The 15,170-nt window shown below is 55.8% G+C and carries 12 protein-coding genes and 2 pseudogenes; 5 read left to right on the top strand and 9 right to left on the bottom strand.

All coding sequences use genetic code 11. The features are described 5' to 3' along the window. Positions 1-84 precede the first annotated feature (84 nt). The 6 genes and pseudogenes from EPD59_RS20890 to thrA all read right to left on the bottom strand — a co-directional run bounded on the left by EPD59_RS20890 (position 85) and on the right by thrA (position 6,989). Positions 85-1,344, bottom strand: a complete 1,260-nt coding sequence (locus EPD59_RS20890) for a protoporphyrinogen/coproporphyrinogen oxidase (RefSeq protein WP_133274466.1) — start codon at positions 1,342-1,344, stop codon at positions 85-87. A 36-nt stretch (positions 1,345-1,380) separates the two neighbouring features. After that, a complete protein-coding gene (locus tag EPD59_RS20885) occupies positions 1,381-2,091 on the bottom strand; it encodes a c-type heme family protein (RefSeq protein ID WP_133274465.1) in 711 nt (236 codons plus the stop codon). A 65-nt stretch (positions 2,092-2,156) separates the two neighbouring features. Further along, positions 2,157-3,448, bottom strand: a pseudogene (gene thrC, locus EPD59_RS24260) (threonine synthase). Between the two features lie 60 nt (positions 3,449-3,508). After that, complete coding sequence (locus EPD59_RS22020; RefSeq protein WP_205703457.1) at positions 3,509-4,057, bottom strand: homoserine kinase; 549 nt, start codon at positions 4,055-4,057, stop codon at positions 3,509-3,511. Between the two features lie 92 nt (positions 4,058-4,149). Further along, a pseudogene (locus EPD59_RS23005) lies at positions 4,150-4,326 on the bottom strand (hypothetical protein); the annotation flags it as partial. 215 nt (positions 4,327-4,541) lie between these two features. Then, a complete protein-coding gene (thrA, locus tag EPD59_RS20870; protein WP_133274464.1) occupies positions 4,542-6,989 on the bottom strand; it encodes a bifunctional aspartate kinase/homoserine dehydrogenase I in 2,448 nt (815 codons plus the stop codon). Between the two features lie 407 nt (positions 6,990-7,396). Between thrA and prfA the strand changes: the two genes are divergently transcribed. The 3 genes from prfA to EPD59_RS20855 all read left to right on the top strand — a co-directional run bounded on the left by prfA (position 7,397) and on the right by EPD59_RS20855 (position 10,516). After that, positions 7,397-8,467, top strand: a complete 1,071-nt coding sequence (gene prfA, locus EPD59_RS20865) for a peptide chain release factor 1 (RefSeq protein WP_133274463.1) — start codon at positions 7,397-7,399, stop codon at positions 8,465-8,467. Positions 8,468-8,558: 91 nt separating this feature from the next. Next, positions 8,559-10,076, top strand: a complete 1,518-nt coding sequence (locus tag EPD59_RS20860; protein ID WP_133274462.1) for a hypothetical protein — start codon at positions 8,559-8,561, stop codon at positions 10,074-10,076. A gap of 8 nt (positions 10,077-10,084) precedes the next feature. After that, positions 10,085-10,516: a secondary thiamine-phosphate synthase enzyme YjbQ gene (locus EPD59_RS20855; protein WP_205703456.1), complete on the top strand. Its 432-nt coding sequence runs from the start codon at positions 10,085-10,087 to the stop codon at positions 10,514-10,516. Positions 10,517-10,614: 98 nt separating this feature from the next. Here the strand turns inward: EPD59_RS20855 and EPD59_RS20850 are convergent, their stop codons facing one another. The 3 genes from EPD59_RS20850 to gpmI form a co-directional block, all read right to left on the bottom strand. Beyond that, positions 10,615-11,748, bottom strand: coding sequence for a glycoside hydrolase family 43 protein (locus EPD59_RS20850; RefSeq protein ID WP_133274461.1), 1,134 nt, complete (start codon positions 11,746-11,748; stop codon positions 10,615-10,617). A gap of 168 nt (positions 11,749-11,916) precedes the next feature. Beyond that, the gene (locus tag EPD59_RS20845) at positions 11,917-12,504 is read right to left on the bottom strand and encodes a hypothetical protein (RefSeq protein WP_133274460.1); all 588 of its coding nucleotides are present in this window, start codon (positions 12,502-12,504) and stop codon (positions 11,917-11,919) included. Beyond that, positions 12,497-14,047 (bottom strand): 2,3-bisphosphoglycerate-independent phosphoglycerate mutase, encoded by a 1,551-nt coding sequence (gene gpmI / locus EPD59_RS20840; RefSeq protein WP_133274459.1) that lies wholly within the window; start codon positions 14,045-14,047, stop codon positions 12,497-12,499. Before gpmI ends, EPD59_RS20845 begins: the two co-directional genes overlap by 8 nt. Positions 14,048-14,203: 156 nt before the next feature. Here gpmI and EPD59_RS20835 point away from each other — a divergent pair, with 156 nt between their 5' ends. Together EPD59_RS20835 and EPD59_RS20830 are read left to right on the top strand one after the other, a co-directional pair. After that, positions 14,204-14,602 carry a DUF4783 domain-containing protein gene (locus tag EPD59_RS20835; protein WP_133274458.1) on the top strand — a complete coding sequence of 133 codons (399 nt, stop codon included), beginning with the start codon at positions 14,204-14,206 and terminating at the stop codon, positions 14,600-14,602. A gap of 45 nt (positions 14,603-14,647) precedes the next feature. After that, the gene (locus tag EPD59_RS20830) at positions 14,648-15,046 is read left to right on the top strand and encodes a DUF4783 domain-containing protein (protein ID WP_133274457.1); all 399 of its coding nucleotides are present in this window, start codon (positions 14,648-14,650) and stop codon (positions 15,044-15,046) included. The last annotated feature ends 124 nt before the right edge of the window (positions 15,047-15,170 follow it).

Genomic DNA, 15,170 nt, shown 5'->3' with positions numbered 1-15,170 from the left:
GAGCCGGGCTTTTTATTTGAATGAGACAGCGTCGTTTACCTGGTTGCTATTCCTTAGCGAACGTCTTTGTTTATAGAATGGCTACTAGCCTGCTAATAACAGCTCGGCCACCTGGCGGCCCGTAGCCAGCGCCGCATTCTGCGAAGGATAAGCCGCATAATCGCCACAACGGTACAAGCCATCAGCTACCCGCAACTCCTGCTGGGGCGCTTGGCCAGCCGCGTAAACCGGTAGCGCGTACGGAATGTGATAAGTGCGTAAATGCTGCCACTTAGCTACTTCCGAACCAAACCAGGCCGTGAGTTCCTGGCGTAAGCGCTCGGTAAGAGCTTGCTCGTCGAGGCCGTGCTCGCCATGGGTGCTTACCGATACCAGCGTGCGCCCTTGGGGGGCAATTTCGGGTGCTATATCACTGGGGAAGCTAATATTGTGCGCCAAGGAATTAGGGGCGGCGTTTAGGCGGAGCAAGCCGTCGCCGCGGCCATGGGAGCGGTTTGCCGCGAAGTAGGTGCAGGTGGTGCGCCGCCAGGCTACTGTTGGGGCGGCGTGCGGGTTGGGGGGCAAAAGGTGGGTGGCCGCCTCGCCGTCGGTGGCTACCACTACGGCGCTTGCTTCCAGCGTGTCGCCATTGCTGAGTTGCACAAAATTGCCCCCCACGGCTTCCACGGGCGTATTCAGCCGCACACTACCCGCGGGCAGGCGACCCGCTAACTGCTCGGGGATTTGCTGAATGCCTAGGGCCGGTACCACGGCTTCGCCGATGACGAACTGTTGAAAGACAAACTCGAAGAAATTGCTGGCCGTGCTCAGAGAACGATCGAGGAAAACGCCACCGAAAAAGGGCCGGAAAAAGGTGTCAATGATTTGCTCGCTCCAGCCATAGCGCCGCAGAAAGGTGAGCGTGTCGGTGGCGGGGCGCGCTAATAGCTGCTGGCTCGTTTGGGCGCGTACATCGAGCGCTAGCTGCACAATCCGCAGCTTATCGGTGAGTGACCCGATAGGCGACGTTAGGGCTGAAAAAGCTGCGAAGGGCTTCTGTAAGGGATTTTGCAGGGTTGTTTCGCTACCATCGGCCAGGCGAATTACGGCCCCGGAGCGAAAGGCTCTTAAGTCGGCCGCGCCATAGTCGAGGAGGCGCTCTACTTCCGGGTAGCGGGTGAGCAGCACCTGAAAGCCCCGATCGAGCCGGAAGCCTTCGGGCGTGACATCGGTGCGTACCCGGCCCCCCACGGCATTGGCGCTATCCAGCACTAGCACCGGCCGGCCGGCGCGGTGTAGGTAATTAGCGCAAGCCAAGCCAGCCAAACCAGCTCCAACAATGATAACAGGGGCAGTAGTAGACATAGGTTGTTGAAAAGTAAGGCTGGGGGGCAAATTTGGCTAAAACAGCTTCGGGCGCGGCTTCATAATCTTGCGCGTTCTCATGGTGTAGTGCTCCGCGACGCCCGTCCGCTGCAGCTGCACCCGCCACACGCCCATCGGCTCGCCCAGCCGAAACCCCGTGGACTTATCCGCCGGATACCGCTGCTTAATCAGAGCGTAATCGGCGGCGCTAATATCCCTGCCTACTGTGCCGTGGCAGCGTAGGCACTGCTGGTCGTTGAGGGTGAGAGGGCGCTGGTAGCTAAACTGCTCCATGTTCAATCTGCTCACGAGGCGCGTAGTATCCGGCCGAAGCTGGCTGGGGGGCAAATTTGCTTGGTTCTGCGGGTTGCGCGCCTGCTGGCTCAGGCGGCGCGGTGCGGCCTCTAGTACCTTCGCCAGCGAATCGACGGAAGCAAATGTTTCGGGGCGGCAGTAGGGGAGAGCCGCCGCTACGCCGCCGCTGGCTAGCTTTTCGTCCAGTACGCGGCGCAATTCGCGGTCGGCGTGGCTGGTGAGCGAGTCGCCGGCCCAGCGCGTGGCGCGCAGCAGATCGGCGGGCATAATGCGCTTTACCGCCATGTTTTCCAGCTTGATGGCAATTTTCTTCCCGTCTTTGATGTGCTCTATCTGATCGGCGCTACAAGCGCTCAGCAGGGCGGAAAGAAGCAGAAAAGCCCCGGCAAGCGGGCGGAAACCATAGCGCATGTGGAAAGAGTAAGTCGGCACAGCAAAGAAAGGATAACCAGCGCACTAACTACCTGCTACCCCACCTCCAGGTTTCGCCAACAATTTTATCGGAGCAAAAACTCCTGCAAAGCAGCGTACTCCGGCTCTAGTAGGATACTGCGCTTAGTCCGGCTCAGCAGGCCTTGCACTGCGGTTGGTACCGGCACTACGGCTCCAATAACGGGCTCTACTACTTCTGGAAACTTCACTGGGTGCGCTGTTTCCAGGAAAATGCCTTGGTCAGTAGGGTGGTCAGTGAGATAATCTTCTAGTGCCTTCAACGCAACTGCGCCGTGAGGATCCAGCAAATAGCCCGATTCCTGATACACGCGCTGGATGGTTTCTTTCGTCTGCTCATCGGAAATAATTGCCCCACTCACCAACTGACTGATATCTGGGTGGCTTTGCCCAAACAGTTCTAGGATGCGGCCGAAGTTGCTGGGGTTACCTACGTCCATTGCGTTAGAAAGCGTGACGACGGCCGTGCGGGCGGTAAAAGTGCCCGTGCGCAGGTAGTCGGCTACGGCTGAATTGGCGTTGCAAGCCGCCACAAAGTGCCCGATAGGCAACCCCGACGCGTGGGCGAGCAGGCCAGCGCAGATGTTACCAAAGTTGCCGCTGGGCACCGCCACCACTGGGGGCTTTTTTGCGTCCATTGTTGCAGGGCGTAGCAGTAATAAAACTGCTGAGGCAGCCAGCGGGCTACATTGATGGAATTGGCCGAGGTGAGCTGCCGGTGCGCGGCTACTGCGGGGTCGAGAAAAGCCTGCTTCACGAGGCGCTGGCAGTCGTCGAAGTTACCGCGCACTTCCAGCGCCGTGATGTTTTGGCCCAGCGTAGTCAACTGCAGCTCCTGCAACGGACTTACTTTGCCCGACGGATACAGAATAACGACTTCCACGCCTTCTACACCCAAAAATCCGTCGGCTACGGCCCCGCCCGTGTCGCCGGAGGTTGCCACCAGCACGGTAATGGTCGCTTTTTGCTGCCGCGAAAAGTAGCCAAGGCAGCGGCTCATAAACCGGGCACCCACATCCTTAAAAGCCAGCGTCGGGCCATGAAACAGCTCCAGCGCGGCTATCCGCTCGGTCACGGGCACCAGTGGGAACTCGAAATCCACGGTTTCCGCGCAGATCGTGCGCAGTACATCAGCCGGAATGGTATTTCCCACATACGGCCAAATAACCTCAAACGCCACCTCCGCCCGCGGCATCGTTTTGAGGTTGTTGAGCAAATCGGGCGAGAACTTTGGAACCTGCTCCGGAAAATATAAGCCGCCGTCGGGGGCCTGGCCGGCAATGGTAGCGGCCTGAAAATCAACGGACGGAGCTTGCTTATTGAGGCTATAATAGCGCATAAACTAAGGCGAGTTTAATTGTCGGTGGCGGCTCTGGAACCGCACATTGGACAGGCTGGGCTATTGCTTAAAGCGCACGCCAACTGAATTAATGGTGCTGACGTGGATATGAAAATCAACGCTCAGCTTTTCATATACCGCCCGCATAGCGCTGGCTACTGCCTGGGCTGTGGCTTCATCTTCACTCAACATAAAAATGGACGGCCCGGAGCCCGAAATGCCACCGCCCAAAGCCCCCGCTTCCAAGCTACACGACTTCACGGCCGCAAACCCCGGAATTAGAATACTGCGGACTGGCTCAACAATAACGTCTTCGAGCGAGCGGCCAATCAGCTGGTAATCTGCCTTTAAAAGTCCGGCTACCAGTCCAGCCACGTTGGCCCACTGGTGGATAGCAGATTTCAATGATACCTGCTGCTTAAGCATCTGGCGGGCGTCGGCGGTGCGCACCTCAATCTGCGGGTGCACGACCGTCACGTGCAGCGGAGGCGCCGACAGCGGCACCACATCGATCGGCTCCGTAGCACGAATAAGCGTGACGCCGCCATAGATAGCGGGCGCAATATTATCGGCGTGCTGGGCACCGGAGGCCACTTCTTCCCCAAACATGGCGAACCGAACCAACTCTTCCGGCGAAAAAATGCCCCCAGCAGCTTATTGGCGCCTACTACGGCCCCGGCCGCGCTGGCCGCGCTACTCCCAATGCCGCTGCCCGGCAGAATAGCTTTATTGATGCGCACCTCGAAGCCCGTACCCGCTGGGGCTGCTTCCAGCAAGGCCAGCAAGGCGGCCCCAGCCACATTGCGCGCGGGTTCGGTGGGGAGCTGGAAGTCGTCCTCATGCGTAATTACTACGCCCGGCTGGTCGGTGAGGCGCATGTGCATGGTATCGTAAGGCGCTTCCAGGGCAAAGCCCAGTATGTCGAACCCACATACCATATTAGCAACCGTAGCCGGCGAGTACAGCGTCAGAAAATCAGAAATAGGCATAAGAAAAGGGGAGAGATGCGAATACGCATCTCAATCGTTGCGAAAGTTGGGGAATAGAAAAGAGCAAGCGTAATCAGGCTGAGGCAAGGCACCAGTATGCGTCGCTACGCCCGTGAGGCCCGAATAATATCGGCGAAAACGCCTGAGGCCGTGACATCAGCGCCCGCGCCGGCCCCTTTCACCACCAGCGGCTGCTCCGAATATCGATTGGTGAAGAACAGCACCGCATTGTCTTTGCCCTGCAACACGTAGAAATCATGGCCCGGCGCCACGCCTTGCAATCCAACGCTGGCCTGCCCGTCGGCGTAGCGCGCCACGAACTTCAGCCGCTGGCCTTGGGCCGCTGCCGTATCATACAGACTACGGAAATGAGCTTCGTGTACGGCCAGCTGCTGGTAAAACGCTTCTACATCTCCTTCCAGGCAGGAAGCCGGCAGGAATGACTCGTTGTGAATATCGGTCAGCTCCATTTCCTGGCCGGCTTCCCGGGCCAAAATCAAAATTTTACGCGCTACGTCGGTGCCGCTGAGGTCGAGGCGTGGGTCTGGCTCCGTGTAGCCTTCGGCCTGCGCCTGTCGGACCACATCGGCAAAGGGAACGGTGCCATCGTAGTGGTTGAAAACGAAGTTGAGCGTGCCAGACAGCACTGCTTCGATGCGCCGCACCTCGTCGCCGCTGCGGAGTAGGTCGTTGAGCGAGCCAATAATGGGCAAACCGGCGCCTACATTGGTTTCGAACAGAAACTCCGCGTTGAACTCCCGCGCCAACTCTTTCAGCTGGGCATAACTCGCATAGTCTGAGGAGCAAGCCACCTTATTGCAGGCTACCACCGCCACACTTTTCTCCAGCAGCGCCGCATAAATCTGCGCTACCTCGGCGCTGGCCGTTACATCCACAAAAACGGTATTGCGCAGATTCAGCTCGTGAAGCTGCCGAACGACCTCCGCCAAATCAAGCGGCTGCCCTTGCGCCAGCGCCGCCTGCCAATCGTCGAGCGCAATGCCGCCGTTTTCGGTCAATACAAAGCGCTGACTGTTCGCTAAGCCTACCACGCGCAAATTCAGCCGAAGCTTCTCGCGCAGCCATTCCTGCTGGCGGGCCATTTGCTCCAGTAATTTGCCCCCCACGTTGCCCACACCCGCCACAAACAGATTTACCTGCTTCGCCGTAGCCTCGAAAAACGCCTCGTGCAGCACGTTGATGGCCTTGCGCACATCAGTGGCCCGAATGACGGCCGATATGTTGCGCTCCGACGAGCCCTGGGCAATAGCGCGGATATTCACCCCATTCTGGCCCAAGGCGCTAAACATGCGTCCGCTGATACCGGGGTGATTGCGCATGTTATCGCCTACCAAGGCCACAATAGCCAAGTCGTTTTCGCAGCGCAGCGGCTCTACTTTGCCCGTTGCTATTTCTGCGGCAAATTCCTCATCTACAGACTTTTGCGCCTGCTCGGCATCGGCGGCGCGGACAGCCACGCAGATGGAGTGTTCCGAGGAGCTTTGGGTAATCAGAATCACGTTGATGCGCTGCTGGGCCAGTGCCCCGAACAGCCGCCGCGAGAACCCCGGAATGCCTACCATGCCGCTGCCCTCTAGGTTGAGCAAGGCCAACTGCGCAATGCTCGACAGGCCCCGCACGACATCCTTATTGGCCGGCGGATTCACTTCTACCAGCGTGCCTTCGTCCTGGGGGGCAAATGTGTTCTTGATCCAGAGCGGAATGCCCTGGCTTCTTACCGGCTGAACCGTAGGCGGATACAATACCTTCGCCCCGAAGTGCGACAGCTCCATGGCCTCTTGGTAAGAGATGCGCGGGATAGGCCGGGCCAGCGTTACCAGGCGTGGGTCGGCGGTCATCATGCCGCTCACATCGGTCCATATTTCCAGTCGCTCCGCCGCCAGTGCCGCCGCAAAAATAGCGGCCGTATAATCGGAGCCGCCGCGGCCCAGCGTGGTGGTAACGCCCTGCGCATCGCTGCCAATAAAGCCCGGCACGACATACATCTGACAGGGCTGCGCCGCCACAAACGCCTGAATCTGCTGGTTGGTCGTTTCGCTATCTACGGTTGCGAAGCCGTGGCGCGAATCGGTGCGGATGAGCTGGCGGCTGTCCTGCCAGAGGTGAGCGACGCCCTGCGCTTTAAGATAGGCGGCCAGCAGCCGCGACGACAATATTTCGCCGAAGCTCATCAGCCGGTCGAGCGTGCGGTCGGATAACTCACCCAAGGCAAATATGCCGTCGCAGATGCTGTCCAGCTCGTTACAGTGGGTTTTGACCAAGCTGAGCACCGCGCTTTGCTCCGAGATGGGCAGTAAATCCCGCACCACGCCTAAGTGCCGGTCTTCGAGGCGCTGCAGCTGCGTGCGATAGTGCGTCGAGCCCGCCGCGGCCAGGCGCCCGGCTTCGATCAGGGCATCGGTAGTGCCGCCGAGGGCCGATACCACAACCACGGTAGTCGTGTGCTGGGCAGCGGTTTCGACGAGTTGCGCGACGCGCTGAAGATTGGCCGCCGTGGCCACCGACGTTCCTCCAAATTTGAGAACCTGCATAAGACAGAAGCTAAAGGACACGAAAAAGCCCGTCGGGACCGGCTTGGCTTCGGGTCAGGAAGCGGCCGGCGACGGGCTGCGAACATCAAGGCAAGGAGAGGTAGCGCAGCCCGTCTAGCGGGTTGTAATACCTGTTGTGTAGCCAATGGTGGGCGCGGGAAAAAAGCCCCCAGAGCAAAAAATACGTCGTTGAAACTGGAAAGTGCGGTCATTGGTACAGACTTACGACGGTAAAGTAGGGATTTTCCGGAAAGGATAATATTTAATGAGCTTTATATTATTGTTAAAGAAGCAAGTTGAACGTGCTATTGTCGCGTTAGCTTTCCTAGTGCAATGCAACTTGTCGTTCGCGTGGCCTGTTTGTTTTCAGTACCTTTGCAGTCCTAATATAATTCTCTGAAGGCAAGATGCTAGAAAAACTGGAGGCCATTCGCCAGCGCTACGACGACGTGAATGAGCAGCTAATGCAGCCCGAGGCGATGAGCGACATGAAGCGCTACAAATCCCTCAATAAAGAATACAAAGACCTTGGCCGCATTGTAGCTGAGTATCGCAGATACCAGGAGGTGCTCTCTAATATTGAGGGTGCCCGCGCAGTTATATCCACGGAAAAGGACGAAGATTTCCGCGAGATGGCGAAGGCTGAACTCGACGAGTTGATGCCCGAGCAGGAGCGCTTAGAAACCGTTATAAAAGACCTGCTGCTGCCCAAAGACCCCAACGATTCCAAGGACGTAATCATGGAAATCAGGGCTGGGGCCGGCGGCGACGAGGCGGCCATATTTGCCGGCGACTTGCAGCGGATGTACATGCGCTACGCTGAAAAGCAAAACCTGCGCATGGATCTGATTGACGCTACCGAAGGCACCAGCGGCGGCTACAAAGAGATTATTCTGTCGGTGAAAGGCGAAGATGTGTACGGCAAGCTCAAGTTTGAGAGCGGCGTACACCGCGTGCAGCGCGTACCCGCCACCGAAACGCAGGGCCGTATTCATACGTCTGTGGCTTCCATCGTAGTAATGCCGGAGGCGGAAGAACTGGACGTAGAAATCGATATGAATGATGTGCGCAAGGACTTGTTCATGTCGTCGGGTCCTGGGGGACAATCGGTAAACACGACTTACTCAGCCGTGCGCCTCACTCACTTGCCTACGGGCTTAGTAGCTCAATGCCAAGACCAGAAGTCGCAGCTCAAAAACTTCGATAAAGCCCTGCAAGTGTTGCGCTCACGCATCTACGAAATAGAGCTAGCTAAGAAAAACGAAGCTGAAGGTGCCCAGCGCAAAAGCATGATCGGCGGCGGCGACCGTTCCGACAAGATTCGCACGTACAACTACCCACAGGGTCGGGTTACGGACCACCGCATTGGCTACACGGTGTATAACCTAGCCAGCGTGATGGAAGGCAACATCGACGATTTCGTGGAGCAGCTGCGGATTGCCGAAAGCGCGGAGCGTTTGAAAGAAGGCGTATCGTAAACGTATAAAAAGCCCCCCGGTGAGTGTTTTCTGTGAGAGAACACTCACCGGGGGGCTTTTTAAGTTTGATTACTACTTATCTAGTTGATTCGTGCGCTTATTCTTTCCCATTCTACTCATTCTGTTGAGCTTCGCAGCCTTGCTGCCCGGCTGTGAGCCGAAGGAAGAAATTGTAACGCGCGACTCCAGTGCCCGCCTAGAGTTTTCGGCCGATACGCTGGTTTTCGACACCATATTCGTGCAAACGGGCACCGTCACGAAGCGTCTGTGGGTGTATAACCGCAACCGCCGAGCCGTGCTAGTGGAGCAAATCGGCCTAAAAACCGCCAACTCACCCTATACGCTAACTGTCAGCGGCGCTACTGGGCCATTGGCACAGGACGTGGAGATTCGGGGCCGTGATAGTTTGCTGTTGCTAGTAAAGGCGAAACTAGGACCGGGGGCGGAAAACACCCCGTTTCTGATAGAAGACCAAGTGCAGTTTCGCACTAACGGCAATGAGCAGCAAGTAGCGCTGGTAGCTTACGGCCAGAACGCCTACTTCCATACGGCCGAAACACTGGCTTGCAATACCGTCTGGCGGAACGATAAGCCCCACGTCATCTATGATTTCGTGCGGGTTGATGCGGGGTGCACGCTCACCATTGAGGCCGGCGCTCGCGTGTATGTGCACGCTGGGTCGGGGATTGTAATCAGAGGGCGCTTGCTGGTAAACCCGGATTTGGCCCCCAATGAAGAGTTGAAGCCCGAAGACCCCCGCTTCGTACGCTTCGCCGGCGACAGGCTCGAAGCGGCTTACCGAGATATTCCCGGCCAGTGGCGAGGCATTCAGTTTGATGCTACCAGCCAAGGCAACGTGGTCCGCTATGCCGAAATCAAGAATGCCGGATTTGGGTTACTGGTATTCAATCCTGAGAACCGCCAGCCTCGGCCTAATGTGTTGGTCGAGAATACTATTATCAAGAATATCTCCGGGGCCAGTCTCAACTTTGCTAGTGGTAGCGCCAGCTTCGATGGCGCCGGCATTCTGAGCTTTTCCGGCGACTTCACCCTGCGCAATTGTCTGCTCACCAACTGCGGTGAGTTTGCGGTTCGGGGCTTGCAGGGGGGCAATTTCGCGCTCAACTTCTGCACCATCGCCAACTATACGCGCGGCTTTGTGCGGCCCAATCCTTCGCTGGTGTTTTCCGATGTGCTTACGCTGGCGAATGGCCAGCCCGGCCCGTCGGTGCTGCCTACGGTAAGTATTTTGAATTCCATTGTTTGGGGCGATAACGTAGATGAGCTGGGGTTTGAAAACGTAAGCCGCTACACGAATCAGATTACGGTTCGCAATAGCCTGCTCCGTACCAGGGTCTACGAGGGACCAGGCGCCGCTTCTCAGCCCGGCTTTGGCGGAACTGGCACCGACAATATCCTCAATAAGGACCCAAATTTCTATAGCCGGCCCGATCGGCCTCGGGGCAACCGTTTCGACTATCGTCTCGATACGCTTTCGCCGGCCAGCAATCGTCCTCTGCTCGCCCCTTTGCTCGCCCGCGATTTGCTCAATAAGCCCCGGGCGGCTGCCGCTCCCGACATCGGTGCCTACGAGCGCTTGAATCCATAGTTTGTCTTATGATTTGGTTTCAAAAACGTCTGCGCCTTCCCGCTGTGCGGCGGGGCTTCCATCTTATCACCGACTTGCTTACGGCGGAATTGCCGGAGCTGGAAGGAATTAAAGTAGGAACTGCGCACTTTTTTATTCAGCATACGTCCGCCAGCCTGAGTATTAATGAAAATGCGGACCCCACGGTACGACAAGACTTCGAGTCGTTCTTTAGTCGTATAGCGCCCGAAAACGCTGCCTACTTCCGCCATACTCAGGAAGGCCCCGATGATATGCCAGCCCATTTGAAAGCAGCGCTTCTCGGCACGACCGTGAGCATACCCATCACCGATGGGCGGTTAGCATTGGGAACTTGGCAGGGAATTTATTTGGGTGAGCACCGCAACGACGGTGGGCGACGGTGGGTGGTAGCCACGCTGATGGGCATGGCCAGCAAATAAGTAGGCCACACACATCTTTGAGTAGAAGATAGAGCAAACAAAAAAAGCCCCCCACTGTCAAAGTGGGGGACTTTTTTTGTTTGCTACTAAGCAGCCGCTTACGGATTAATCGTTTCAATACTGCCGTCGGGCTTGCGCTTTAGCTCGGTTACTTTCACGTTGCGCAGCCAAGTTTTGCCTGATAGTTCGGTGTCATGGTAGAAGATGTACCACTTGCCGTCAACCTCCACAATGGAGTGGTGAGTTGTCCAGCCTTCTACAGGGTTCATAATGACGCCCTGGTAAGTGAAAGGGCCGTAAGGAGAGTCGCCAGTGGCATACGCGAGCAAGTGGGTGTCGCCGGTGGAGTAGGAGAAGTAGTACTTGCCGTTATACTTGTGCATCCAGCCGCCTTCAAAGAAGCGGTGCTTGTTGTCGCCCGACAAAAAGGGCTTGCCATCTTTGCCTACAATCTTTACTTCCTTTACGGGCTCCGCGAAGCTTAGCATATCGTTGCTCAGGCGCGCTACCCGCGGACCCACGGCCTCCTCATTCGGGGCAGGTTCCTGTTCTTTGGGCTTGCTGGCATCGTATTTACCGGTGCGCCAGCGCTGGAGCTGGCCGCCCCAAATGCCTCCCACGTACATATAGGACTTGCCGTCCGTATCCGTAAACACGGCTGGGTCAATGCTCAAGCTACCTTCTATAGGCTTGGGTTGCGCCTTGAAAGGGCCCGTTGGCGATTTGCTGGTAGCTACGCCAATGCGGAAAACATCCTGCTTATCCTTTACCGGGAAATAGAGGTAATAGGTGCCATTTTTGAAGGCCGCATCCGGTGCCCAAAGCTGCCGCCCGGCCCAAGGAATATCTTTGATATCCAGCGCCACGCCGTGGTCCGTGACCTTGCCGCCAATGCTGTCCATGGACAGAATATGGTAGTCGCGCATGGCAAAATGGTCGCCGTTGTCATTCTCCGGCATACCCGTTTCAATGTCATGCGACGGATAGATATAGATGCGGCCATTGAACACGTGCGCGGAAGGGTCAGCCGTATAAATCTCCGAAATCAGCGGCTTGTTCAGGTACTTTTTCGCGCTAGCAGAATCGGTAGAAGCAGTTGCCGTGGAGTCGGCTGGAGTGGTGGCCGATTCGTTTGTAGATGTCTTGCTCTGGCAAGCGCTGCCCACCGCCAGCGGAAGCAGGAAAGCAAGCGTGCGCCATGATGGTAACAGGAATTGGGGGGCTTTTTTCATAGATGATGGTTTGACCAGAAAGGAGGAGAGAAGTGGTAGCGATGCGTACGGAAGAAATGCAGAAGCAGTATAGCAGTTCCGGCTTCTGTGGCAAAGAAAATCAACTCTAAGATGTAGCGCCTATGCTCAAAGATGTTGAATACCAAGGCGCAAAGTTTGCCTCCTATGCTATTTCAGTACGCGCCCAGCTGCCGAATAGCGCAACGTATCGAATAGCACCAGCTTTTGCACACCTTTCACCTGATAGTCGGACAAGCGCCCATCTGTAGTGTGCATCACCACGCGCTTTTGCGAAAAAAATAGCGGATTATCCTGCGTAAGTGTGGCCGTAATTTCCTGGGCTACAGCTGGAGTGGCGACTACCGACAAAACCGTGATGCGCTCTACAGCATTGTCAATGCCTGTTTTGCGGCTGTAAGTCCGCCGCAGGGTATCGCCCTTAGCTACCGAATCGACGGCATAAGCACCGCGCAGCGCTGGCTTATTGATATCGGCTTGGTAGAAGATTTGTAGCTCCTTGCTCCAGTCTACTTCAGGCACGCGCGTCGTCTCCATTTGCCCCCCACGTAGCTCCACACGCTTTTCCACCGCCGGATTACGCTGGGTTAGTTCCTGAGTTTGAGCGTCCAGAAAAGCCTTGATATCGAAATACATAGGCTTACGCGTCTCCTTCGTCGGAGTGGGGCCCGCTGCTTCAGTTCCGCAAGCCGAAGCAAGAGCAAGTAATCCCAGCAGCCAGGAGGACGCCTTACGCATTCGCAGTACTGATGGCAGCGGGTTGCAGTAGCGACTGGCCCGTCATAACAGCCGGTTGGGGTATTCCCATTAGGGCTAATACAGTAGGCGCAATGTCGCCGAGTTTCCCATCGGCCAGTGTACCACGGTACGTAGTATCCGCCAAAATGCAGGGCACCAAATTAGTTGTGTGCGCCGTATTCGGAGTGCCGTCGGGGTTGATCATCATATCAGCGTTGCCATGATCGGCAATAATGATACAGGCATAGTCACTGGCTAAAGCAGCCTCTACTACGTCTTTAGCGCAGGAATCTACGGTTTCTACAGCTTTCACTGCTGCCTCAAAGACGCCCGTGTGACCTACCATATCGGGGTTAGCGAAGTTGAGTACCACAAAGTCAGCTGATCGAGCTAGCAACTCCGGCACCAGCGCGTCGCGCAGGTCGTAGGCACTCATCTCCGGCTTCAGGTCGTAGGTGGCAACCTTGGGAGAAGGGCGCATAATGCGGGTTTCGCCCGCAAATACCGTTTCGCGGCCACCCGAAAAGAAAAACGTTACGTGCGGATACTTCTCCGTTTCGGCTATCCGAATCTGCGTTTTGCCCGCTTCAGCCAATACTTGGCCTAATGTGTCGTCCAGATTATCCTTCTCAAAAATCGGCGTCACCCCTACAAAGGTGGCGTCGTAGTTCGTGAGAGTGAGATAATGCAGATTGAGCCGGTGCATGTTGAACGCATGGAAATCCTGCTGGGTAAGCGCCTGCGTGATTTCCCGGCCACGGTCGGTGCGGAAGTTAAAGCAGATCACTACGTCCCCTTCCTGAATAGTAGCTATCGGCTGACCATCAGCCCCGACTTTCACGATGGGAAGCAGGAATTCGTCCGTCACGCCCTCCTTGTAAGAGTCGAGCATGCTCTGAATCAGATTTTGCGACGGCGTACCTTTGCCATTTACCAGCAAGTCGTACGCTACTTTGATCCGCTCCCAGCGGTTGTCACGGTCCATGGCATAGTAGCGCCCCACAATGGTGGCAATCTTGGCGCTATTCCGCTCCAGGTGCTTCTCTAAGTCGTTGACGTAGTTTACGCCGCCTTTCGGATCCGTGTCACGCCCGTCGGTGAAGGCATGAATAAATACTTTGTGCACATCGGCGTCGTGCGCCAGTGTGCAAAGAGCTTTCAGGTGCTCGATGTGCGAATGTACGCCTCCATCAGAGAGTAACCCCATGAAATGCAGGTTCTTGCCATTGGTGCGCGCGTACTCAAATGCTTTTTCCAGCGCGGGGATAGTTCCTAGCTTACGTTCCCGGATAGCTTTATTGACTCGGACTAAATCCTGGTAAACCACGCGGCCAGCCCCTATATTCATGTGCCCTACTTCCGAGTTACCCATCTGGCCATCGGGCAAGCCTACGGCTTCACCTGAAGCTTGTAGGCGACTGTGAGGAAAACGTTGAAAAAGGGAGTCAACGAACGGAGTATTAGCAGCATCAATGGCCGAAACAGCTTTGTTTTGAGCCAGACCCCAGCCATCCAGAATAACGAGCAGCACCTGTTTGTTCATACCCACAAAGATAAGGGTAGGGACCCGAACCCTAGATTGTGTTCTTCCTAGATCTTTTCAATTATCTTAGGACTGGTGCAAATTAGTGGGGGAATAAATCAATTTATCGCCTATTGGCATAGTTTTGGAGTTAACACTTTCGTACTTTTCCACTGTATGAAACGCAAAGTTTTTCGGGCTTGCCTGCTGGTTTGGCTAGGACTACTCTCCATAGCGAGCTATGCACAAAGCGAAGCCTTTGGAGCCGTTCGGGGTGCCATTCGCAATGGGTCAGCTCAGGAGTTAGCTCCTTACTTAGGTGCTAAAGTAGAGTTGAGCTACGATGGGGATAAGAAAAGCTACAGCGCTGCTGAAGCCGAATCAGCCCTCAAAAACTTTTTCACCAAAAACCCTCCGGCCGCTTTTGACTTTATACATCAGGGAAGTAGCAATGAGGGAACCAAGTACGCTATCGGCAAGTACACGGGCAAAGCGGGTACCTACCGGGTATTCGTGAAGATGAAGCCCGGCGGTGGCTCACCCACCATCGACACAATTGACTTCACCCAGGAATAACGGCCGGGTAACCGGCTTAGTATAGCCAGACAAAGAATTTTTTATATGAAACGAATACTACTCCAGTTCTGCGCCATTCTATGGTTTGCTTTGCTGGCTGTTGGAGTACAAGCACAAGGAGAGTCGCTGGGGGCTGTTAAGGGGGCAATTCGCAATGGCTCGGCCCGTGACCTTTCGCAATTCTTTGGCCCTACGGTAGAGCTCGCCTTCGATGGTGATAAGCAAAGCTACAGTGCTACCCAAGCCGAGTTTGTGATGAAGGACTTCTTCGCCAAAAACTCTCCGGCTAGTTTTGAATACGATCATCAGAAGACCAGCGCTGAGAGCATTCAATATGCGGCCGGCAAATACGTTGGCAAAACCGGTTCTTACCAAGTGTTTGTGCAAATGAAGCCTATCGGTGGCGCTTTGGTTATCGACTCTATCAACTTTACGAAGGAGTAGTGCGCAGGCTGACCAGCTTAGGTCTATCACATTAGCCATACATTTCAAACCCAGCTTCGACCAGATGCTGGGTTTATTGTTTTCAGGCATATTTAAGCGCTGATGGCTTGTGCCGTACGAAGAG

The organism is Hymenobacter radiodurans (genome assembly GCF_004355185.1).
Taxonomy (GTDB): Bacteria; Bacteroidota; Bacteroidia; order Cytophagales; family Hymenobacteraceae; genus Hymenobacter; species Hymenobacter radiodurans.
The sequence above is the reverse complement of the archived record's forward strand: the minus strand, read 5'-3'. Positions and strand labels throughout refer to the sequence as shown.

Coding starts and splice junctions, on each gene's coding strand:
- EPD59_RS20890 (WP_133274466.1), bottom strand. CDS start 1,344: ATGTCTACTACTGCCCCTGTTATCATTGTTGGAGCTGGTTTGGCTGGC.
- EPD59_RS22020 (WP_205703457.1), bottom strand. CDS start 4,057: ATGTTTGGGGAAGAAGTGGCCTCCGGTGCCCAGCACGCCGATAATATT.
- thrA (WP_133274464.1), bottom strand. CDS start 6,989: ATGCAGGTTCTCAAATTTGGAGGAACGTCGGTGGCCACGGCGGCCAAT.
- prfA (WP_133274463.1), top strand. CDS start 7,397: ATGCTAGAAAAACTGGAGGCCATTCGCCAGCGCTACGACGACGTGAAT.
- EPD59_RS20855 (WP_205703456.1), top strand. CDS start 10,085: ATGATTTGGTTTCAAAAACGTCTGCGCCTTCCCGCTGTGCGGCGGGGC.
- EPD59_RS20850 (WP_133274461.1), bottom strand. CDS start 11,748: ATGAAAAAAGCCCCCCAATTCCTGTTACCATCATGGCGCACGCTTGCT.
- EPD59_RS20845 (WP_133274460.1), bottom strand. CDS start 12,504: ATGCGTAAGGCGTCCTCCTGGCTGCTGGGATTACTTGCTCTTGCTTCG.
- gpmI (WP_133274459.1), bottom strand. CDS start 14,047: ATGAACAAACAGGTGCTGCTCGTTATTCTGGATGGCTGGGGTCTGGCT.
- EPD59_RS20835 (WP_133274458.1), top strand. CDS start 14,204: ATGAAACGCAAAGTTTTTCGGGCTTGCCTGCTGGTTTGGCTAGGACTA.
- EPD59_RS20830 (WP_133274457.1), top strand. CDS start 14,648: ATGAAACGAATACTACTCCAGTTCTGCGCCATTCTATGGTTTGCTTTG.